The following is a 21,401-nucleotide window of genomic DNA, read 5'->3' as shown; positions in this document are numbered from 1 at the left end:
CCACAACAATCAGTTGGCAGGGAAACTGCCTTCCAATCCAACCGCATTCAGCGCAAAAGCATAGCACTCGGCGGTTTCCTTGAGACGATCGAAACGACCAGAAGCGCCGCCATGGCCGGCGCCCATATTGGTCTTGAGGTATAATGGGGCATTGCCCGTCTTGGTTGCGCGTAGCTTGGCCACCCATTTGGCGGGTTCCCAATAGGTGACGCGCGGATCGGTCAGGCCCGCCAGTGCAAAGATCGGCGGATAGTCGTGTGCGGCGACCTGTTCATAGGGCGCATAGGCGGCGATGCGAGCATAGTCGGCGGCCGATGCCAGCGGATTGCCCCATTCGGGCCACTCGGGCGGAGTGAGCGGCAGGGTTTCGTCCAGCATGGTATTGAGCACGTCGACAAACGGCACCTGCGCGAGAATGCCGCCCCATAGGTCGGGCCGCAGGTTCGCGATGGCGCCCATCAGCATGCCACCGGCCGACCCGCCTTGGGCGACGATGCGCCCCTTGGACGTATAGCCCCTTTCGATCAGCATTTCGGCCGCGGCGATGAAATCGGTAAACGTGTTGGTCTTGTTCTCGCGGCGGCCGCCGACATACCAGCGATAGCCCTTTTCCATGCCGCCGCGAATATGCGCCGTGGCATGGATGAAGCCGCGATCGACCAGTGAGAGCGCCGAAATCGAGAAGGATGACGGCATGGACATGCCATAAGCACCGTAGCCGTAAAGCAAAGCCGGGGCGGAACCATCGAGCTTGGTGCCCTTGCGATAGAGCACAGTGACGGGCACCTGCTCGCCATCGGGCGCGGTGGCGAAGAGGCGGCGGGTTTCGTAATCGTCCGGGTTGTGGCCGGAGGGCACTTCCTGCTCCTTGAGCAGGGTGCGGGCGCCGGTGTCGAGGTCCACATCGAAGGTGCGCGAGGGCGTGGTGGGCGAGGCATAGGTGAGGCGGAACACCGAAGTGTCGAACTCGTAGCCGACCGACATGCCCAGCGAATAGGCCTCCTCGTCGAATTTGACGGTCTCTTCCTTGTGGCTGCGCAGGTCGCGCACCACGATGCGCGGCAGGCCCTCGTGGCGTTCGAGGCGCAGCAAATGGTTCTTGATCACGATGGTGTCGAGAATCAGCACGCCCTGTTCATGGGGGATGAGATCGGTCCAGTTGTCAGCGCCGGGATTGTCCACGGGCGCGGTGACGACCTTGAAGTCTTCGGCGCCGTCGGCATTGGTGCGGATGTAGAGCAGGCCATCGCGCTCCTCGATGTCATATTCCCGGTCGGTGACACGCGGGGCAACGAGACGCGGTTCGCCGCCCAATTCGGCATCGATCAGCCAGCATTCGCTGGTCTGGTGGTCATGGGCATCGATGACGATGAATTTGTCGGACTGGGTGCGGCCAACGCCGACGAAAAAGCCGGGGTCTTTTTCTTCGAAGATGATCGGGTCGCTGGCCTGATCGGTGCCGATAGTGTGGAGGCGCACTCGGTAGGGGCGGTGATTGTCGTCATATTCGGTGTAGTAGAGCGCGCTGGAATCGTTGCTCCAAACATAGGAGCCGGCGGTTTCCTTGATGATCTCGGCGCTGTCCACCCTGGTATCGAGATCGCGGATGACGATGTCATAATATTCCGAGCCGGCGCGGTCGGCGGCCCAGGCGAGATAGCGGTGCGAGCGATCATGCTCGGCGCCGGCAAAGCCGAAATAACCGTCGCCCGCTTCCACATTGCAATCGAGCAGAATGGTCTCTTCGCCGCCATTGCGCGGGGTGCGCACGATCAGCGGATATTGCTTGCCCTCGAGCATGCGCGAATTGTAGGCGAAGGGGCCATCGGGGGAGGCAATGCCGCTGTCATCTTCTTTGATGCGGCCGCGGATTTCCTTGTAGATCACCTCCTGCAGGGCCGCAGTCGGCTTGCCGAATTCGCTCTCGTAGAAGCTGTTTTCGGCGTCGAGATAAGCGCGGATTTCCGGGTCCAGCGTCTCGGGCTTCTGCATCACTTCCTGCCAGTTGAGCGCGCGCAGCCAATGATAGGGATCGTCGCGGCGATCATTGTGATGGGTCGCGAAGTGGGGCTTCTTGGCGGCAACGGGCGGCGTGAGCTTGGTCATGGGCAGGTCCGGTTGGGAGGCGGGCGGAGACTAGTGCGTTGTGACGCTGGCGGGTAGGGGGAGATGTAGGTTCGATTGCGGCGAATGCGAGGGCACGCTTTCCCCAGAAGTCGGACACCTGTGAACCGGTTTAGCTTGTGACGTCCGACTCATTCGCTAAGGTCTGGCCTGGACATCGCCAACACAGAATCGCGCGGAGGGCCGGGGCTTGGAATTGAATGCGGGCATAGCGCTGGTGGCAATTGCGCCCTTTATTGCCGCCCTGCTGGCGCCGCTGCTGCATCGCGTTGCGGCGCCCATTCTCGGCTGGTTGCTTGCTTTGGTGCCAGCCGCTATTTTTGTGTTTCTGCTGCAATTCCTCGGTGCGGTTGCTGATGGGCAAACCGTCGCCACGGCAATCGATTGGGTACCGGCCTATGGGCTCAAGCTGTCGTTTCTCATCGATGGACTGAGCCTGACCTTTGCGCTGACCATTTCCGGCGTCGGTGCGCTGATCGCGCTCTACGCGCCCGCCTATCTCAAAGGCCATGTGCATCTGGGCCGGTTCATGGGGTTCATGCTGGCCTTTATGGGCGCCATGCTGGGGCTGGTGCTGGCCGATAGCATGCTGGCGCTGTTTGGTTTTTGGGAGCTGACTTCGGTCACGTCCTTCCTGCTGATCGGGTTCGATCACAGCCGGCAGGCGGCGCGGCGGGCGGCAATCCAGGCGCTGGTGATCACCAATATTGGCGGCATGGCGCTGCTGGCCGGGGCCATTCTGGTGCGGCAGCTTTCGGGCAGCTGGGAAGTTTCGGCGCTGGGGAGTCTGGCGGGCGAGCCGCTTTACGGGCTGGTGCTGGCGTGTTTCCTCCTCGCCGCCTTCACCAAATCGGCGCAGGTGCCGTTCCATTTCTGGTTGCCCAATGCCATGGAGGCGCCGACGCCGGTTTCGGCGTTTCTGCATTCTGCGACCATGGTGCAGGCCGGTGTGTATCTTTTGGCGCGACTGTCGCCGGCTTTGGGCGGCACTGCGGCCTGGAGCACGATCCTGCTGGTGTTTGGCGGGGCTACGCTGCTCTGGGGGGCGCTGGCGGCGCTGCGGCAGACCGATCTCAAGCAGATGCTGGCGCAAACCACGATTGCCTCGCTCGGGCTCTTGGTGATGCTGATCGGGCTGGGCAGTGAGACGGCGACGGCGGCCGTGATCGTCTATTTCGTGGCGCATGCCTTCTACAAAGCGGCGCTCTTTATGGTGGTAGGTGCCATCGACCATGAGACGGGCACACGCAATATCACCGCGCTTGGCGGGTTGGCCGATCGCATGCCGCTGACCTTTATCGGCGCGGCTTTGGCGGCTTTGTCCATGTTCGGCCTGCCGTTTACGCTGGGCTTTTTCGCCAAGGAAGAAATGTATGCCGGGCTGAGTGACGGACCGTGGCAGGATATTTTTGCTTTGGCCGTGCTGGTGGCGGGCAATGTGCTGCTGGGCGCGGTGGGCCTGCTGGTAGCGATCAAGCCGTTCCTCGGAGCGGAAGTGACGACGCCAAAAGCGGCCCATGAAGCCCCGATTGCCATGCTGACCGGGCCGCTGGTGCTGGGCGCGGCCGGCGTTGTTGCGGCGGTAATGACCGATTGGTTCGGCCATTCGGTGCTGGAGCCGGGGGCGACGGCGATCATGGGCGCGCCGGTGCCGAGCCATCTGACGCTGCTGATCAATCCGGCGAGTATTGCGCTGTGGCTGTCGGTTCTGACCTGGGCTCTGGCCGTGCTGGTCTATCAGCAGGCGGCGACGATCCGCACCCTGCTGCGGCGGGCAAGTTCCGCGCTGTGGACGGCCGATCAGGTATTCGATGGGGTCATGTTCGGACTGATCCGCTTTGCCGGAGCGGTGACGCGGGCGCTGCATCATGGGCGGCTGGAGCTTTATCTGGTGACGGTGTTTGCCATGCTGGCGCTGGCCCTGTTTGTGCCGTTGCTGGCGCTGGGCGGGATCGATGCGCTGCTGCCGCTGTCCGACCTGGGAGATTGGTCGGCGCGGCTGGCCTGGCCAGATTTGCGGCCCTATGAATGGGCGGTGGCGCTGCTGGCCGTCGTGGGGCTCGGCGCGGTGCTGGTGGCACGCAACCGGCTGGTGGCCATCGTTTCGCTGGGCATTCAGGGAACGGCGGTGGCGCTGATCTTCCTGCTGTTTGGCGCGCCCGATCTGGCCTTTACCCAATTCATGGTCGAAGTGCTGTCGGTGGTGATCCTGGCGCTGGTTATGACGCGGCTGCGCCTCGACGAGCGCGATCATCGGCCGTTCGAAGATCTGGCGCGCGACGGCACCCTGGCGCTGGTCTGCGGCGCCGGGGTGAGCCTGGCGCTGATGGTGGTGCTCTCGGGCACGCTCGATACGCGGCTCAGCGATTTCTTCACCGCCACCAGCGTGCCCATCGCGCATGGTGCCAATATCGTCAATGTTATCCTGGTCGACTATCGCGGCTTTGATACGCTGGGTGAAATCTCGGTGGTGATGGGGGCGGGCCTTGCCATCCTCGCACTGCTGCGGCGCAAGAAGGCTGCGCCGACCAAGCCTGCACGGGCGCGGAAGGCGGCATCATGAACACGGTGATTTTCCGCACCATCGCGCCGCTGATCGTGGCGATCATGCTGATGTTCTCGGTCTATGTCTGCCTGCGCGGGCATAACGAGCCGGGCGGCGGCTTTATCGGCGGGTTGATCGCAGCCTCCGCCCTGGCAATCTGGGGCATGGCGGCGGGGGTCGAGACAGCACGCAAGGCGCTGCGGGTCGATCCGCTGGCGCTGGCGGGGGCAGGGGTGTTCGCGGCGGCTTTGTCCGGGCTGGCCTCGGCCTTTACCGGCTCGCCCTTCATGACCAGTATCTGGCTCTATCTCGATCTGGGCGACACGACTGTCCCGCTTTCGACGCCGATGATTTTCGATATCGGGGTCTATTTCGTAGTGTTGGGCACCATCACCTCGATCGCGCTGGCTCTGCAAAGCGGGGAGGAGAGCTGATGGATTATGCACTGGCCGTACTCGTCGGCTTGTTTATTGCGCTGGGCGTCTATCTGCTGCTGTCGCGCTCGATCATCCGCATGCTGCTGGGCGTGACCATTTTCGGCAATGGCGTGAACCTGTTGATCTTCACCGCCGGGCGGCTGACGCGGGAAGTGGCGCCGATTGTGCCGGGCGGGCTCGACCACCCGGCCGGACCGATTGCCAATCCGCTGCCGCAGGCGCTGATCCTGACGGCTATCGTCATCGGCTTCGCCATGTTCAGCTTTTTGCTGGTTCTGGCCTATCGCGCCTATCAGGGGCTCGATGCCGACAATACCGACACGATGCGCTTGGCCGAGCCCGAAGACGCGCCGCGCCCGCCGCTGAGTTATTGAGATGGATCATTTGGCCCTCCCCCCAGCAATGATCGAGGCGCCGACGGCGCTGGCCGATTGGGTCATCGTGCTGCCGCTGGTGCTGGCGCTGCTGGGTGCGGCATTGCTGCTGATGCTGCGGCAGATCCGGCACGTGCCGGCGCTGATTGCCGGTCTGGTGGTCATCGCCATTATTGCCTGTGAGGTGGCGCTGCTGCAGCGCATCGCGGTCGAGGGGCCGCTGAGCATGACCATGGGCAAGTGGCTGCCGCCCTTTGGCATCAGCTTTACCGCCGATATCTTTGGCGCGGCCTTTGCGCTGGCGGCGGCTTTCGTAACGCTGATCGTCATCATCTATGCCGAGGGCGAGCGCGGGCCCGATGAGCTCGGCGATGGCTTTCATGCGCTGGTATTGCTGCTGTTGGCGGGTGTCACCGGGGCATTTCTGACCGGCGATCTGTTCAATCTCTATGTGTGGTTCGAGGTGATGCTGATCGCCTCCTTCGGGCTGATCGTCACCGGCGGGCGGCCGTTGCAGCTCGATGGCGCGGTGAAATATGGCTTCCTCAATTTCCTCGCGACCACGCTGTTCCTGCTGTCGCTGGGGCTGCTCTATGGGCTGCTCGGCACGCTCAATATGGCCGACATTATCGGCAAGGCGACATCGGCCAATCCGGCGGCGCTGACCGGTATCGCTGCGCTATTGCTGCTGGCTTTCGGCATGAAGGCGGCGGCGTTCCCGCTCAATGCCTGGCTGCCGGCCTCGTATCACACGCCGCCGGCGGTGATCTCGGCGCTGTTTGCCGGGCTGCTCACCAAGGTGGGGGTCTATGCGCTGCTGCGGGCGCTGGTGCAGCTTTTGCCGGCGAGCCGGGATCTTCTGGAACCGGTGCTGCTGCTGGTCGCCATCGTGACGCTGCTGATTGCCCCACTGGGGGCGATTGCCGAAACCAACCTGCGCCGGGCCATCGGCTTTCTGGTGATCGGGGGCATCGGGGCGGTGCTGGCGGGTATCGCGCTGTCCACCCAGACGGGTGTCGCGGGCGCGGCGCTTTATGTGTTCCATGCCATCCTGACCATGACGGCGCTGTATCTCGTCGCCGGGCTGATCGAGCGGCGCACGGGGCAGCGCGATACGCGGCTCATGGGCGGACTTTACGCCGCCAGCACGCCACTTTCGGTGCTGTTCCTGGTGCTGGTGCTGGCGACTGCCGGCGTGCCGCCTTTCCTCGGCTTCTGGCCGAAACTGCTGCTGCTCGATGCCGGGGTGCAGCAGGCACAGGCGGGGAACTGGGCCGATGGCGTCCTGGTACTGGCGCTGCTGGCCAATGCCGTACTGACGCTGATCGCCGGCTCGCGGCTCTGGGCGCACATCTTCTGGCGCTCGGGCGTGGAGGGGGCCTCCGAACATGAGATCGTGACATTGCACCAGCCGGGCGCGCGCGACCAATGGCTGGGGCTGGGTGCGAGCGTCCTGCTCACGGCGCTGATCGTGCTGGTCGGGCTGTGGCCGAACCTGTTGTTTGAAGGCGCCCGCACCGGGGCGGCCGATCTGGTCGATCCGTCGCGCTACATCGCGGCGGTTGGCTTGGCGGAGGCGACGCCATGAGCCCGGCCATCATCGTTATCGTCCTGGCGCTGGGCTGGGCCGCCGTCACCGGCAATTTCTCCGGGCTGAACCTGGTGTTTGGTGGCGCCATCGGGGCCATTGCCGTCCTGCTGTTGCGCAGCGCCTTCGCGCCGCCCCGCGCCTTGCGCAAATTGCGGCGAGTCACTTCGCTGGCACTGCTGTTTCTCTATGAGTTGGTGCTCAGCGCCATCCGCGTGGCTGTTGTCGTGGTGACGCCAGATCTCAAATCGGCACTGCGGCCGGCCATCGTCGCGGTGCCGTTGACCGTCACATCGGATGCGGAAATTACCCTGCTCGCCAATCTGATCACACTGACGCCGGGCACGCTGAGCGTGGATGTGTCGGACGATCGCAGCGTGCTTTACGTGCATGTGCTGACGCTCTCTTCCCGCGAGGCGCTGATTGCCGATATTGCCAGAGGCTTCGAGACCAAGGTCAAGGAGGTGTTCGCATGAGCGCAACCGTGCTTTCTGTCGTGACCATGATCGCCCTGGTCATTCTGGCATTGGCGCTGCTGCTGTCGGTGGTGCGCGTCATCATCGGGCCGAGCCTGCCGGATCGGGTACTGGCGCTTGATTTATTGACAGTGTCGGCCATGGGCTTTGTCGGCACCATCGCTATCCGCACCGGGCTGACGCTGTACCTCGATATCGCCATTGCCCTGGCGCTTTTGGGGTTTCTCGCAACGGTGGGCTTTGCCCGCTACATACTGTCGCGGCAGAGGCCGGTCAGCGGCTCCGGCGGGGAGGGCCAGCCATGATCGCTGATGTGCTGATTTATCTGGGCTGCGCCGCATTGCTGGCAGGCGCAATATTCACGCTGCTCGCGGCCATCGGCGTGTTACGGCTGCCTGACCTTTATATGCGCATGCACGCGGCATCCAAGGCGGGTGCGGTGGGCGGCGGATTGATTTTGTTTGCCGTGGCATTGGTTTGCTTCGACGCGGCGGTGGCGTTGCGGGCAATAATCGGCGTTGGATTTCTGCTGCTGACCACGCCGGTTTCGGCGCACCTTTTGGCGCGGGCAAGTCATCGCACTGGCTATCGGGCCGACAAATTGATGGAAATCGACGAGCTCAAGTCTAAAAGTGGCCAAAGTTTGATGTGATCATTTTACATCATTGTTGTGGTGGCAATGTTGTGGACGTTGGGTTGCGTGTGGCAATAAACGGCACTAGAAATGAAGGATGGCGGCGACCTAGCTTGTTGCTGCCCAATAAAAATAATGAAAGGTTGAACTATGAGCGACAATACCGGAACGGCGGCCGGTTTTGAGAGCGATCTGATCGAACTCAGCACCGAGATCGTCTCTGCCTATGTAAGTCATAACGCTGTGAGCCCGACTGATCTGCCCAAGCTGATCGCCGAAGTTCATGGCGCCCTGCGTGCTCTTCAGAACAACGAAGTACCCGTTGCCGTTGAAGAACTCAAGCCTGCTGTACCCGTGCGCAAGTCTGTTGCGGCCGATTACATCATCTGCCTCGAAGATGGCAAGAAATTCAAGTCTTTGAAGCGTCATCTTCGCACCCACTACAATCTCTCACCGGAAGAATACCGCGAGAAGTGGGGCCTGCCGGCCGATTACCCAATGGTTGCTCCGAATTACTCGGCAACCCGCTCGAAGCTGGCTAAGGATAACGGCCTGGGCCGCAAGGCTGCTTAAGCAGCCGGCGCGCTACGATCCGCCGCGTCCTCGGCAACAGGACGGTGGCGCAACGCAAATGTTCAACGGCCGCTCAGGCAGCGTGTGGCCGTGAGAAGTTGGTTTTGACGACACTCGTTGGAACGTTGAGGTTTCCGACCTCAGACGGAGTTTGATTCGGCTGCAAGGCCGAGCGGATTTCGGGACGAACACTGAAACAAAAAAGGGTCGCGCAGATGATGCGCGGCCCTTTTTGGGCTTTTGGGGGCTAGTGGCGATTTTTCTCATGTTGAATGAACGCCGCCGTGCACCGCAATCGCTCATCCACCAATGAACTCGTTTCTGGATAGCGTCCGCCACTTGCTTGCCAGCCGGTATAAATTGGTATTAGCGTGTCTAGATTGGTATTGTCCGAGCAGACTCACCTGGCAGCGAGCGCGTATGACCGATTTGCTTGTGAACCTTTATTCCCGGCGTCTCGGCGAGCTTGCCGCGCGCGTTGGCGATGTCGAGGCCAGCATCCGTGTCGCGCTGCCGCCTGAGCAGCATATCGTCACCGACTGGGTGCGTACCAATTTCAGCGCTTATTGGGCCAGCGAAGTCGCCGTCGCCATGGCGCATCAGCCGCTTGGCTGCCTGATCGCCACTATTGACGGCACGCTGGTGGGCTTTGCCTGCTATGACGCGACGGCCCGAGGCTTTTTCGGGCCGACGGGCGTGCATGAAACTATGCGCGGCAGGAAGCTCGGGCTGGCGCTACTCTATCACAGCCTGATCGCGATGAAGGCGCAGGGCTATGCCTATGCGATCATCGGCTCGGCGGGGCCGATGGATTTTTACACCAATGCGGTGGGCGCCGTGCCGATCGCTGCCGACAAGGAAGACATTTATCAGGGCCTGTTGCGGATCAAACCCGCTGCCGGAGCCTGACACACTCATGGGAAAGATCTGATGGCCAGCACACCGCTCGCTCTGTTCGTCGGCATGCCGGGGCTGGAATTATCCGCCGATGAGGTGGCGTTTTTTCGCGAAACCAACCCCTATGGGCTGTTCCTGTTCCGGCGCAATCTGGACAATCCGGAGCAGGCCAAGCGGCTTACGGCACAATTCCGCGAGGCGGTGGGCCGGGACGACGCGGCGGTGTTTATCGACCAGGAAGGCGGGCGGGTGCAGCGGCTCGACAATGGGCGCTGGCCGTCGTTCCGCAGCTTCGGTGCCTTTGGCGCGCTGGCGCAGAAGGATTTCGAGCTGGCCAAAAGGGCGCTGCGGCTATCGAGCCAGGCCATGGGCGCGATGATGGCAGAGCTGAATATCGACAGCGGCTGCACGCCGGTAGTCGATATGGCGCTCAAGGGCATGCATGAAGTGATCGGGCAGCGCGCATTCGGTGCCGATACCGACATGATCGTCGCATTGGGCCGCGAGGTGATCGCGGGCATGCTCGAGACCGGGGAAATCCCGGTGATGAAGCATATTCCCGGCTACGGACGGGTGACCGTCGATCCGCATTTCGCCTGTCCCGTCGTCGATGCTTCGCTTGAGGACCTGATGGCGACCGATTTTGTACCCTTCATCCAGCTCAAGGACACGCCCTGGGCCATGGTGGCGCATCTGATCTTCACGGCCTTTGATGCGGAGCGGCCAGCTTCGGTGTCGCCGGTCGTGTGCGAACTGATCCGCAATGAACTCGATTATGACGGGGTGCTGATCACCGATTGCCTGAGCATGGAGGCACTGAGCGGCACCTGGTCGGAGCGGGTGACCCGGGCGCTTGACGCCGGCTACGACATTGCGTTGCACAGCCAGGGCGACCTGGCCGCGAGCCAGGCTGCGGCACGCGCCGCGCGGCCGCTCAGCGAGGCAAGTCTCAAGCGCATTGCCGCCGGCAATGCCAAGCGGGGGAATTTGCGGGTCGACGTGCGGGCGCTGCACGCGGAGGTAGAAGACATCTTCGCTGCTAACGGCATCGCCTAGCGGCATGCGTGGGAGGGCGGCTCGATCGATGGTCAACAACCATGTGTGCAGGGGCTTGCCCCCCGGGTGTTTCGCTTGCTGGCGCGGGCTCTACTCCAATAGACTTCGCATCTGGGGGCGGTGGTCCTCTTCGTCCTGTGGCCTGGGCCGCATCATCCAGGGATAGATAAATGAGTTTCTTGCTGCGGCGCCTCGCTTTCTACCTCGCCGCCTTCATCGCGGCGGCCACCATCAATTTCTTCCTGCCGCGGGTGATGCCCGGCGACCCCATTCAGATGATGTTCGCCAGTGCCGGTTCGGAACTGTCGTTGGAAAATCTCAACGCGCTCAAGCTCACCTTCGGCTTCATCGAAGCCCCGCTGTGGCAGCAATATCTGACCTATCTGCAGAGTGTGTTCACCGGCGATCTGGGCGTATCGATCAAATATTTCCCGCTGCCGGTTACCGAATTGCTGGCGCGGGCGCTGATCTGGACCGTGGGGCTGATGGGGCTGGCCACCATCCTGAGCTTCACCTGCGGCACTTTGTTGGGGGCGCTGGCGGCGTGGCGGCGGGGTAGCCGGCTCGATACGTTCATTTCGATGAGCGCGATCTTTTCGAGCTCGGTTCCGGCCGTGGTCATCTCGCTCGTCATGCTGTTCATCTTCGGCTACCAACTGGGCTGGTTTCCCAGTGGCTATGCGGCCGATCCCATGCTCGATCCGGCCTTTTCGGCGCAGTATATCGGCAGCGTCCTCCGCCATGGCACGCTGCCCATGCTGACCCTGTTCATCGTGCTGGTCGGCGGCTTTGCCGTGACCATGCGCAACAATATGATCAACCTGTTGGGCGAGGATTACATCGTCATGGGCCGGGCCAAGGGGCTGGGCGAAAGTCGGGTCATGCTGTGGTATGCGGCGCGAAATGCGCTATTGCCGACCTTCAGTGCCTTGGCCATTTCCATCGGCACGGTGCTGGGCGGTTCGTTGGTAACCGAGGTGGTGTTCAACTATCCCGGGCTCGGCAATGTGCTCTATCAGGCGATCCTGGCGCGGGACTATCCGGTGATCCAGGGGCAATTGCTGATCATGACCGGCGCCATGCTGGTTTCCAATTTCATCGTCGATCTGAGCTATGTGCTGCTCGATCCGCGCCTGAGAAAGGCCTGAGCCATGCAGCAACTCCTCTCGGGCCTGCTCCGTAACCGCAAGGCCGTAATCGGCGCGGTCATCCTGCTGTTGATCATCATCGCAGCCTTTGCCGCGCCGCTGCTGAGCCAATATTCGCCCACCGCGCGGGTGGGGCGGCCGCATCAGCCGCCATCGCTCGAGCATTGGCTGGGCACGACACGCGTGGGCCGCGATGTGTTCACCCAGCTGATCTATGGTGCGCGGACTTCGCTGGCTGTCGGCTTTGGCGCCGGGTTGATGATCACCCTCATTGGCACGGTGCTGGGCATCATCGCCGGCTATAAAGGCGGGGTGATCGACGAGGTCATCAACTTCTTCACCAATATGGTGCTGGTCGTGCCAAACCTGCCGCTGCTGCTGGTGCTGGCCGCCTTTATCGGGCAGGCGAGCCCGCTGGTGATTGCCGTTATTCTGGGGCTGACCTCCTGGGCCTGGGGTGTGCGGGTGACCCGGGCGGAAACGCTGTCGATCCGGCAGAAGGATTTCATCAAATCGGCCGAAATGCTGGGCGAGCCATCCTGGCGCATCATGGCGTTCGAGATTTTTCCCAATCTCATTTCCATCGTGGGGATCAATTTCATCGGCAGCGTCATCTTCGCGGTGATCGCCGAGGCGACGCTGGAATTCCTGGGGCTGGGCGATCCCAATACCGTGTCCTGGGGGATCATGCTCTACAACGCCCAGAACGCTTCGGCGCTGTCGGTCGGGGCGTGGTGGGATCTGCTCTCGCCCTGTATCGCGCTGGCATTGCTCGGGCTAAGCTTGGCGCTGATCAACTTTGCCATCGACGAAATCGCCAATCCGCGGCTGCGCACGGGCGGGCGGCTGGGGCGGTGGGCAGCGCTGGTGCAGGCCGGGGAGGGGCGGCTATGAGCGTGCCCGTCCTCTCGGTCAAAAACCTCACCATCGACTATATCGGCGACGAGACCGATTTTCGCGCCGTGGATGATGTGAGCTTCGATATCGGGCCGGGCGAGTTCTTCGGGCTCGCCGGAGAATCAGGCTGCGGCAAGAGCACGATCGCTTTTGCCATCAGCCGGCTGCATCGCCCGCCGGCGCTGATCCGCTCGGGGCAGATTCTGCTGCAGGGACGCAATGTGCTCGATCTCGACAAGGAGCAATTGCGCAAGTTTCGCTGGAGCGAAGTGGCCATGGTGTTCCAGAGCGCCATGAACTCGCTCAATCCGGTGCTAACTATCGAGACGCAATTCTACGATGTGCTGCACACTCATCTCGGCATGAACCGCGCGCAGGCGCGCGAGCGGGCGGCCGAGCTGCTCACATTGGTCGATATTTCGGTCGACCGGCTCAAATCCTATCCGCATCAATGCTCGGGCGGCATGCGGCAGCGCATCGTCATTGCCATCTGCCTGGCGCTCAATCCCAAACTGCTGATCATGGATGAGCCGACGACTGCGCTCGACGTGGTGGTGCAGCGCGAAATCCTGCAGCGCATCGACAAGCTGCGGGGCGAGCTTGGGTTTTCCGTGTTGTTCATCACCCATGACCTCGGGTTGATGGTGCAGGTGTGTGACCGGATCGGAGTGATGCTGGAAGGCAAGCTGGTCGAGGTCAATGGCGCGCATGACATCTATACCGCGCCCCAGCACGACTATACCCGCAAGCTCTGGGCTTCGATGCCCCGGCTGCATGGCGAGCAGATCAGGCAGGGCGCCCAGCAATGATTGACCAAAACCCCGTCCTCGCACTCGACAATGTCTCCAAGGTATTCGGCAAGGGCGACACATCCGTCTATGCCGCGCGCTCGGTGTCCTTCGCGCTGAGGGCCGGCCGCACATTGGCGCTGGTAGGCGAATCGGGCAGTGGCAAGACTACCTGCGCCCGGCTGATCATGCGCGAATACCAGCCCGATCAGGGACAATTGCTGTTCCGGGGTGCGCCGGTAACCCATTCGATGGCTGCCTATCGTCGGGCGGTGCAGATGATTTTTCAGGACCCGTTTTCGGCGCTCAATCCGGCGCACACGGTGCACTATCATCTGGAGCGGCCGTTGCGGCTGCACCAGAAGGGGCTGAGCACGGCGCAGCGCAAGGCGGCCGTGGCGGAATTGCTGGAGCGGGTCAAGCTCGACCCAGCCCTGATGGCGTCCAAGTTTCCGCACGAACTCTCTGGCGGTCAGCGCCAGCGCATCAGTATTGCGCGGGCTCTGGCGGTGGGGCCGGAGGTCATCGTGGCCGATGAGCCGACCTCCATGCTGGACGTCTCGGTGCGGCTGGGCATTTTGAATCTGCTGAACGAGATGAAGCGCTCGCTCGGGCTGGCGCTGCTCTACATCACCCACGATATCGCCACGGCCCGCTACGTGGCCGAGGACATTATCGTGATGTATGCCGGCCAGATCGTGGAATGGGGGCCGACGGAAAGCGTGCTGAACGATCCCCAGCATGCCTATACGCGGCTGCTGCTGTCGGCGGTGCCGGACCCGGACATACGGTTCGCCCAATCGCAGTACAATGCCGAGATGGCGGATGTAGACAATATCCGGCGGTTATCCGCCGCGCCGCAGCCGGTGGTGAGCGAAGTCGGGCCGGGGCATTTCATTCGGCCGATTGCGGGGTAGGGCCCCCGATCCACACCCTCTCCCCTCGACGGAGGAGCTGGGCCAGTGAGTGCCCACGCCAATAAGCCCGTCTACACATCTACTTATTCGACTTATCCCCGGCTGGCTTTCTGCGTTGCAATATGTAGGAATAAATTCCTTGATTGCAATGGAGGCCGAGGGTGCATCCTACTTATCAACCAATCGCGACGGTGGTGCAAGGCCAGCCTGGCATAGGTCATGCCTGGGCGTGTGACGATGTCGCGGCCTTGGTCGCGCGCGAAAAAAATGTGCCTATGCGGTTGCTTATGCATGCGTCACGCTGTCGAGCCTCGGCAGCGCGGGCGCGGCAGCTGGCCATGTATCTCGCCCATGTCATGCTGGGGCGCAGCCTAAGCGAGGTGGGAGATGCGTTCGGGCGAGATAGGACAACAGTCTCATATGCCTGTACGTTGATCGAAGATCTGCGCGAAGACCCCGAGTTCGATGCCTTCGTTACGCGGCTCGAACAGGTGATCGGCGAGCAGCATGCCCAGCCTTTGTGGGAGCCACGCCATGCCGGCCACTGAGCAGAGTGACGACGCGGTGCTGGCCCGGCTGGCGGTCAGCAAGGAGGCCGATGGCAGCCCGTTCCTGGCGCCGCACCATGTGGCGGCGGGCAAGCGGCTGGCGCAATTGGTGGAGCGCTCGCGGCTCAGCCCGCGCATCACTATGAGCTATGACGCCAGCCGGATTGGCCGCAGCGGCGGGAATGGCGTGGGCGATGCATCAGATTCGGCGGCGGATGCGCGCCAGCGGCTGAATAGGATGGCGTCGCTGCTGCCGACGGATTGTTGGGGTGTGGTGTTCGATGTCTGCGGGCTGGGCAAGGGCTTGCAACTGATCGAGACCGAACGGCGCTGGCCGCGGCGCAGCGCCAAGCTGGTGCTGCGGATTGGGCTGGAGCAATTGGCAGGGATTATGGGGCTGTCAGCCGGTGCTGAGGGGCCGGCTGGGGGCAGGCAGACGGGCTGGCTGGAAACACGGTTGCCGCTGATTGCGGAAACGGCGCCTTAGCTCAGCGCCTTCCCCTCGGCCCGAATGCGATTGACCATGGCGACCAGGCCATTGGAGCGCTGGGTGGTCAGGTGTTCGCGAAGGCCCAGTTTGTCGAACAGGGCGATGGCGTCGGTTTCGACAATGTCCTGGGCCGGGCGACCGGAATAGAGGGCGAGCAATACGGCGACGAGGCCCTGCACGATCATGGCGTCGCTTTCACCACGATAGGTGAGAATGGTCTGGCCATCGCGCTGGGCCGTCTGAGCCGCCAGCCACACTTGCGAGACGCAGCCATGCACCTTGTTTTCCGGCGAGCGTTCCTCGTCGGTCAGCTTGGGCAGGGCCTGGCCCAGTTCGATGATATAGCGATAGCGGTCTTCCCAATCGTCGAGGAAAGACAGGTTTTCGGCAATGTCCTGGAAGGCTTGGGGCTCGGTCATGGGCTGTATCTAGTTCATGCCAGCCCGCTTTTCCACACCCGCGGGCGCAAGAAAAAGCCGCAAGCACGGGGCAACGCGCCTGCGGCAGGGGCCAGGGTCGCTGGAGGAAACTCGCTTGGGCAAGCGAGGCGACCCTGAATTGGCGGAAGAGCGCCCTTCTGGACGCTCTTAACCGGCCCGGTCCGGCCGAGGCCTGGGAAAGGGGACCGGGCTGGCGATCGGCGTCTCATGCATGGGGGTGCCGATCGCGGAACTGGATTGCATGGCGGCCGACAACACGGCCTTGCCGCCAATGCATTGCAGCGTGTCGCATTCAATGTTCTGGACCTGCTCGGCGACCACTTGGGTGCCGGCGGCGACAGCCTGGCTGGACAGGCTATTGGCGGCATCGGCGAAATCGACGCCGGGCTTGATCACCATATAAGCGACGGTCAGCCAGAAAATGGATCGAACCAGAAACATTGCCAGATATTCCGTATTTGCTGGCGGGCTATTGCTGCCCTCGTCACCAAAGCTAGCCGGCACTGTTTAAACTGTGCTGGGACATTTCGATAAAATTTGAATCAAATTGGCTGCCCTCGCTAAAGATGGGCAACGCCTTGTTTACGCTATTCCTCAAAACCCGCCTTTCTGCGGTCCGACGCCTCCCCGAAGGCATCGCGCTTAAGGTCGTCTTAGCTCTTGAGCGCGCAGGTTGGGACCAACAAGACCTGAACCCATTCAGGCAGATAAGACGCGTTTCATGTCTTGTCCTGGTATGCCCCGGCGGCGTCATAGTGTGAGTAAAAACTGTATGCGTAGCCTGTTCTCTTTTGGCGAAAGCAAAGAGATGAAACCGGCCGTTGCCGGCTCCGGGCATCGGCCCGAAGTGCTGCGCCGCAAGACGCTGGCCAATAATGCACGGCTGGCCATTGCCGCCTCCGGCCTGCTCATGCCTTTCGCAATCTATTGCGTGGTCACCGGCGCGCTGCTGCCTTTCGTGCTGGCGTCCATGGGCCTTGCTGGCGGCATGCTGACGCTGTCGCTGCACCAGCGCCAGCTGTTCGATGAAGCCGCGGCCGGGCAGGTGGTCACCATTATGGCCATGGGCTTGCTGCTGACCTTGGCCGATACGCGCTTTGGCGATGTTGGCCTGGCTGTTGCATCCATGGGACCCATTCTGGCCTCGCTCGTCGCCCGCCATCCGCTGCGGCGCCAGGCGTGGTGGCTATTGGCAGCCATCGCTGGTCTCGCTGCCATTGCGTCACTGTTCGGAATTTCCGCAATTCCGGTGTCCAACGATGTGCTGACGCCCACGTCCCTGCTGGTTTTTCTGGTCGCTGTCGGCCTTGTCGGGCATACGGCCAACCGCATCAACGCGGCCTATGAAGTCTATGACAAGGCGCAGGTTACCGCCTACCGGCACCTGATCGAGCATGTGCAGGATGCAGTTATCCGGTTTTCCGGAACGGGCGAAGTGCTGCTGGCCTCGCGCTCGTCCGAGCAGCTGTTTGGCTGCCGGCGCTATGAATTGACCGGAACAGGCCTGGGCGAGCGCGTGCATGTGCTCGACCGCCCCGCCTATCTCAGCGCCTTCGCCGATGCCAACCTGGCTGGCCGCACCCGCATGATCGAGCTGCGTATGCGCCAGGATGATCCTGCGGGTGCGACCAAGCTGCCGCGCTTCATCTGGGTCGAGATCAGTTTTTCGCCCGTGCTCGAATCACAGGGAGATGGTTCGCGCTTTGAAGTCGTGGCGCTCTATCGCGATGTCACCGGCCGCAAGGATGGCGAGACGGCCATGGCCGAGGCGCGCCGGGTTGCCGAGGAATCCTCGGATGCCAAATCGCGGTTCCTCGCCACCATCGGGCACGAGTTGCGCACTCCGCTCAATGCAGTGGTTGGGTTCTCCGAAATGATGACCTCGGGCATTGGCGGGGAGCTCTCGCCGACCCATCGCGAATATGCCGGGCTCATTCACCAGAGTGGCAAGCATCTGCTCGAAGTGGTGCGCATGCTGCTCGACATGTCCAGGATCGAGGCGGGCAAGTTTGAATTGCAGGCCGAACCATTCCATGTCGAAGGGCTGATCGAGCCCTGCTTCAGCATGGTCGAGCAACTGGCCAAGGAACGTCAGGTGACCCTGGCCGCCGAGATCGGCAAGGGCCTGCCCATGCTGGTGGCGGACGAGCGCGCCTGTCGGCAGATCATGCTCAACCTGCTGTCCAACGCCATCAAGTTCAGCAATCGTGGTGGCACTGTCACCGTGTCGCTCAAGCGGCAGGGGCAGAGCCTCAATCTATCGGTCAGCGACAGGGGTATCGGCATGGCACCCGAATCGCTGCAGCGCATTGGCGAGCCGTTCTTCCAGGCGCAGGACGGGCTGTCGCGCCAATATGAGGGCACGGGGCTGGGTCTTTCCATCGTCAAGGGCCTGGTGGACTTGCATGACGGCACATTGCGGGCCATGTCTGAGATTGGCGCGGGGACAACCGTCACTGTTTTGCTGCCTATAAACGGTCCAGCAATAAAGACGGAGGAAACTGCGATCGTGACACCCCTCCATAAAGAGCCGCCCGCCGCTCCCATCAGTTCATGGCACGACGAAAAAAGAAAAGCGCAATGACGGCAACGACACTTTCCCGCCTGCCACTGCTGGCGGGCAGCGCCGTTGCGACCTATCTGGGTCGCGCCGGCCTCTGGACCTTCTCGCGCTATATGCGCGCGCCGCTCGCCTCCACCGGCCTATTGGCCATGGTGACGATGACCGCGCTTGCCGCCAGCAACGCCCTCTATTTCCAAACGGTGCGCCACCCTGCGCCGCTATTCACCCCCTCGCTGGGTGTGGCTGAAATCGTGCCCACCCCTGTCGCCGTGCCGACCAATGCGCCCACGATTGCGCCGACACCAATGCAGCAGAGCGTGGTGGCGACGCCGGTGACCAATGAGACGACGGGCAGCGTCACCCCGGTGTCGCAACCGATTCCCGATGTGCCGGTGGGCAACAAGGATGCTTTCCAGGTGCAGAAGAAGCTGACCGAACTGGGTCTCTTCGATGGCGCTGTCGATGGCTATTACGGCCCGCGCACTGCGCAGGCCATTCGCGCCTTCGAAGAACGCAATGGCATGGTGCCGACCGGCGCGCTGAGCCGCGAAGTGGTGGATGCCATTCTGCGCGCCGATGCTGCAGGCATGGTGCCGGTGCAGCGCCAGGCCGTGGCCGCTCCCGCACCGCAGCCGGTGACGCCGCCGGCGCCCGTGCAGCAAGTGGCTGTGCAACAGGCTCCTGTCCCGGTCCAACCAGTGACGCAACCGGATCGTGTCGTCGCCCAATTGCCGCCGCTGTCGCCGATCGATGATGCGGTGGACACGGTGGGTAATGCTGCCGCGCAGACGATCGATTCTATCGTTGCCGCAGTCGATGGCCGCCCGGCCGGAGCATCGAGCCAGCCTATTCCCGCCTTGCCGATGATGCCCGTCAGCCAGCCGATGCCGGCGCCGGTACAGGTAGCTTCGCTTGAGCCCATGGCTGCCCCCCGGCCGGTCACTGCTGTCGTGCAGCCGCAGGCGGCGCCCGCGCAAGCGACCGCTCCTCTGCAGCCGGCTAATGACACCCAGTTGATCAGCCAGATCCAGCGCGGGCTGGCGAGCCTGGGCTTCTATCATGCCCCTATCGACGGCAAGCCAGGCGAGTCCACGGCCAAGGCGATCCGCGAGTTCGAGAATTTTCACAGCTATCGGGTGACCGGGCAGGTGAACCCCGATCTCGTCGGGCTGCTGCGGGACGCCGGCGCGACCATCTGATGGCTGCGCTCCGCAGCGATCTCTGGTGCAGCGCCTTTGTGCGTCGCCACAATGATCTGGGCAATATGTGCGTTGTGTCGCGGCGGGGTGATCCCGTTGCCGGGCAGGTCTTCATCGAGGTGGATCATCTCGATGGTGCGGTGAGCCTGTTCACCCCCGCGCCGATGGTGGGGCGCGAAGGCAATGATGCGGCCCTGGTGTTCCAGCGCCGCTTTCGCCGTGTCGAGCCCGCCAAGGTGCGCGAGCGTATTCAGCAGGAAATCAAGTTCGATCCCGATCTGTGGGTGCTCAGCCTCGATCTGCGGGGCGAGGACCCGGGGATAGAATTGGACGCGGGCTCAAAGCTCTAGCCGGCCCGGCGCAGGCCGATGCGGGCCAGGGCTTCGATGGCCTGGTCGACCACTGGATTGTGCGCGGCGGCCGGCGTGCGGCGGCTGGCTTCGCTGAAGGGCTTGTATTCGGGCTTGTTGAGCTCGAGCAGGTTCACCTCGCCGCGCCAGGCGCTCATCAGATAGGCCATGGATTCGGGCGTGACATTGCCGAACAGGGTGGCGAAATCGGCCAGGGCCTGGGAGCGTTCGCCATCGTGACTGGTGGCGTGGATCAGCACTTTAAGGCCGTCATAGGCCGAGCAGCCGAAGGCGCGCAGGATGACGAAGAGCGAGGCGCCGGAGACGTCATGGGCGATCTGGCCGCAGCGCACTTCATCGAGCCCGGTGATCTGGCTGAGCAGGCGCGTGACTTCGGGGCGGCGGTTTTCGGAGAAGAGCTTCATCAGCGCCTTAGTGAGATCGGCGCTCGCGACGGTAAGCTGTTCGATGGTCTTGCTGATCGGGGCGATGGGCGTGCCGCGGTGGGCGAAGGCCTGGATGACCTTGATCCGGTCAGTGTCGGATAGATCAAAAAAGGCCGGGGCTAATAGGGCGGCGTCGAAATCGCTGCGCTTGGCCAGTGATTCGGCGACCACGTGGTCCATCTGGGCGGAGCGGGCGAGGGCGCTGAGATAGGCGCCGCGCGGCTGGATGGCGGTGTTGGCGGCGAGGGCCCGATAGACCTTGCGTGAGTTCAACTGGAACAGCTTGGCCAGCACCACATTGGACAGGTCCGGGCGGGTGGCAATGATTGCGGCGGCGGGGATATCCTGGCGGGCAATGACTTCGAGCGCCGTCTGGTCGGACAGTTCCGCAGCCGATTGCAGGAAGCCGTTGAGGTCTTCCCCGATATTCTCGACGACGAGGCGCTCGAGCATTGGCGACAGCATTTCCGCGCGTCCCAGGATGGCGGCGCCCTTGGCGCGGGCCTGGGGAGCGGCCGTGGGGAACAGGCGGCTCGCCAGGGCCTCGAACTGTTCCATTTCGGGAGGCGTGGGCTTGCCGCGGCGGGTATAAGCGTCGCAGGCCGCGATCAGCAGCGTGTTGGTCCGGTCGATGCCACCGGTTTCGATGAGCAGCTGAAATGTTTCGTAGGGCTGAAAGCCAAGCATATCCGGGACCATCGACTCGCGTTCGCATCACATTCGATGCGCGGTCACTTTTGCGGCGAATTCGTTAGCGGACTGTTAACCTTGACGATCTCTTAATGCGCAGGCGTGAAAAGATTCACGCGGGGACGGACAGACCGAGCGGCGTCGCCTGTCCGATGGTCCTTTTGAGGCTGCCTCCGGTAGGGACGGAGGGGCGAACTGGCTGGAGGCCGGCTTGGGTAAGC

Annotated in this window: 22 protein-coding genes and 1 pseudogene; 19 read left to right on the top strand and 4 right to left on the bottom strand. The window is 62.7% G+C overall.

The features are described from left to right. Positions 1-9: 9 nt before the first annotated feature. Positions 10-2,106: a S9 family peptidase gene (locus ACI3KW_RS21565; RefSeq protein WP_404849792.1), complete on the bottom strand. Its 2,097-nt coding sequence runs from the start codon at positions 2,104-2,106 to the stop codon at positions 10-12. Between the two features lie 208 nt (positions 2,107-2,314). Here ACI3KW_RS21565 and mbhE point away from each other — a divergent pair, with 208 nt between their 5' ends. The 16 genes and pseudogenes from mbhE to ACI3KW_RS21485 all read left to right on the top strand — a co-directional run bounded on the left by mbhE (position 2,315) and on the right by ACI3KW_RS21485 (position 15,489). Next, entirely contained in the window at positions 2,315-4,687 is a 2,373-nt protein-coding gene (gene mbhE, locus ACI3KW_RS21560) for a hydrogen gas-evolving membrane-bound hydrogenase subunit E (RefSeq protein WP_404849791.1), read from the top strand. Then, a complete protein-coding gene (locus tag ACI3KW_RS21555; RefSeq protein ID WP_113122713.1) occupies positions 4,684-5,103 on the top strand; it encodes a Na+/H+ antiporter subunit B in 420 nt (139 codons plus the stop codon). Before mbhE ends, ACI3KW_RS21555 begins: the two co-directional genes overlap by 4 nt. Then, complete coding sequence (locus ACI3KW_RS21550; protein WP_404849790.1) at positions 5,103-5,480, top strand: Na+/H+ antiporter subunit C; 378 nt, start codon at positions 5,103-5,105, stop codon at positions 5,478-5,480. The genes ACI3KW_RS21555 and ACI3KW_RS21550 overlap by 1 nt, the downstream gene beginning before the upstream one ends. A gap of 1 nt (position 5,481) precedes the next feature. After that, positions 5,482-7,068, top strand: a complete 1,587-nt coding sequence (locus ACI3KW_RS21545) for a proton-conducting transporter membrane subunit (protein WP_404849789.1) — start codon at positions 5,482-5,484, stop codon at positions 7,066-7,068. Continuing rightward, positions 7,065-7,544, top strand: a complete 480-nt coding sequence (locus tag ACI3KW_RS21540; RefSeq protein WP_404849788.1) for a Na+/H+ antiporter subunit E — start codon at positions 7,065-7,067, stop codon at positions 7,542-7,544. Before ACI3KW_RS21545 ends, ACI3KW_RS21540 begins: the two co-directional genes overlap by 4 nt. After that, positions 7,541-7,849 (top strand): cation:proton antiporter, encoded by a 309-nt coding sequence (locus ACI3KW_RS21535; RefSeq protein WP_404849787.1) that lies wholly within the window; start codon positions 7,541-7,543, stop codon positions 7,847-7,849. Before ACI3KW_RS21540 ends, ACI3KW_RS21535 begins: the two co-directional genes overlap by 4 nt. Beyond that, entirely contained in the window at positions 7,846-8,196 is a 351-nt protein-coding gene (mnhG, locus tag ACI3KW_RS21530; protein ID WP_404849786.1) for a monovalent cation/H(+) antiporter subunit G, read from the top strand. Before ACI3KW_RS21535 ends, mnhG begins: the two co-directional genes overlap by 4 nt. A 132-nt stretch (positions 8,197-8,328) precedes the next feature. Continuing rightward, positions 8,329-8,751, top strand: a complete 423-nt coding sequence (locus tag ACI3KW_RS21525; RefSeq protein WP_113122707.1) for a MucR family transcriptional regulator — start codon at positions 8,329-8,331, stop codon at positions 8,749-8,751. A 420-nt stretch (positions 8,752-9,171) separates the two neighbouring features. Further along, the gene (locus tag ACI3KW_RS21520; protein ID WP_404849785.1) at positions 9,172-9,660 is read left to right on the top strand and encodes a GNAT family N-acetyltransferase; all 489 of its coding nucleotides are present in this window, start codon (positions 9,172-9,174) and stop codon (positions 9,658-9,660) included. 21 nt (positions 9,661-9,681) lie between these two features. Beyond that, positions 9,682-10,704, top strand: coding sequence for a glycoside hydrolase family 3 N-terminal domain-containing protein (locus tag ACI3KW_RS21515; protein ID WP_404849784.1), 1,023 nt, complete (start codon positions 9,682-9,684; stop codon positions 10,702-10,704). Positions 10,705-10,874: 170 nt separating this feature from the next. Beyond that, the gene (locus ACI3KW_RS21510) at positions 10,875-11,852 is read left to right on the top strand and encodes an ABC transporter permease (RefSeq protein ID WP_404849783.1); all 978 of its coding nucleotides are present in this window, start codon (positions 10,875-10,877) and stop codon (positions 11,850-11,852) included. A gap of 3 nt (positions 11,853-11,855) precedes the next feature. Then, entirely contained in the window at positions 11,856-12,746 is an 891-nt protein-coding gene (locus ACI3KW_RS21505) for an ABC transporter permease (RefSeq protein WP_404849782.1), read from the top strand. Continuing rightward, entirely contained in the window at positions 12,743-13,558 is an 816-nt protein-coding gene (locus ACI3KW_RS21500) for an ABC transporter ATP-binding protein (RefSeq protein WP_404849781.1), read from the top strand. Before ACI3KW_RS21505 ends, ACI3KW_RS21500 begins: the two co-directional genes overlap by 4 nt. Further along, entirely contained in the window at positions 13,555-14,454 is a 900-nt protein-coding gene (locus ACI3KW_RS21495) for an ABC transporter ATP-binding protein (protein ID WP_404849780.1), read from the top strand. The genes ACI3KW_RS21500 and ACI3KW_RS21495 overlap by 4 nt, the downstream gene beginning before the upstream one ends. Before the next feature lie 161 nt (positions 14,455-14,615). Beyond that, positions 14,616-14,873, top strand: a pseudogene (locus tag ACI3KW_RS21490) (helix-turn-helix domain-containing protein); the annotation flags it as partial. 115 nt (positions 14,874-14,988) lie between these two features. After that, positions 14,989-15,489, top strand: coding sequence for a DUF6456 domain-containing protein (locus tag ACI3KW_RS21485; protein ID WP_404849779.1), 501 nt, complete (start codon positions 14,989-14,991; stop codon positions 15,487-15,489). Here ACI3KW_RS21485 and ACI3KW_RS21480 read toward each other — a convergent pair. Both ACI3KW_RS21480 and ACI3KW_RS21475 read right to left on the bottom strand, forming a co-directional pair. Then, positions 15,486-15,911, bottom strand: coding sequence for a SufE family protein (locus ACI3KW_RS21480; protein WP_404849778.1), 426 nt, complete (start codon positions 15,909-15,911; stop codon positions 15,486-15,488). The genes ACI3KW_RS21485 and ACI3KW_RS21480 overlap by 4 nt on opposite strands. Positions 15,912-16,079: 168 nt before the next feature. Next, on the bottom strand, positions 16,080-16,373 hold the full coding sequence (locus ACI3KW_RS21475) for a hypothetical protein (protein ID WP_162740344.1): 294 nt from the start codon (positions 16,371-16,373) through the stop codon (positions 16,080-16,082). A 367-nt stretch (positions 16,374-16,740) separates the two neighbouring features. On the opposite strand from ACI3KW_RS21475, the gene ACI3KW_RS21470 reads away from it, so the two are divergent. Genes ACI3KW_RS21470 through ACI3KW_RS21460 form a run of 3 tightly spaced genes read left to right on the top strand, consistent with a single transcriptional unit; the run spans position 16,741 to position 20,044 of the window. After that, a complete protein-coding gene (locus tag ACI3KW_RS21470; RefSeq protein WP_404849777.1) occupies positions 16,741-18,516 on the top strand; it encodes a PAS domain-containing sensor histidine kinase in 1,776 nt (591 codons plus the stop codon). Beyond that, positions 18,513-19,694, top strand: coding sequence for a peptidoglycan-binding protein (locus ACI3KW_RS21465; RefSeq protein ID WP_404849776.1), 1,182 nt, complete (start codon positions 18,513-18,515; stop codon positions 19,692-19,694). The genes ACI3KW_RS21470 and ACI3KW_RS21465 overlap by 4 nt, the downstream gene beginning before the upstream one ends. Next, positions 19,694-20,044, top strand: a complete 351-nt coding sequence (locus ACI3KW_RS21460; RefSeq protein WP_404849775.1) for a DUF1491 family protein — start codon at positions 19,694-19,696, stop codon at positions 20,042-20,044. The genes ACI3KW_RS21465 and ACI3KW_RS21460 overlap by 1 nt, the downstream gene beginning before the upstream one ends. Here ACI3KW_RS21460 and ACI3KW_RS21455 read toward each other — a convergent pair. Beyond that, positions 20,041-21,177, bottom strand: coding sequence for a DUF2336 domain-containing protein (locus ACI3KW_RS21455; RefSeq protein ID WP_404849774.1), 1,137 nt, complete (start codon positions 21,175-21,177; stop codon positions 20,041-20,043). The two genes, ACI3KW_RS21460 and ACI3KW_RS21455, sit on opposite strands and share 4 nt — an antisense overlap. Between the last annotated feature and the right edge of the window lie 224 nt (positions 21,178-21,401).

Origin of the sequence: Devosia sp. ZW T5_3, from assembly GCF_044987315.1 — a bacterium.
In the GTDB taxonomy this organism is placed as follows: Bacteria; Pseudomonadota; Alphaproteobacteria; order Rhizobiales; family Devosiaceae; genus Devosia.
The sequence above is the reverse complement of the archived record's forward strand: the minus strand, read 5'-3'. Positions and strand labels throughout refer to the sequence as shown.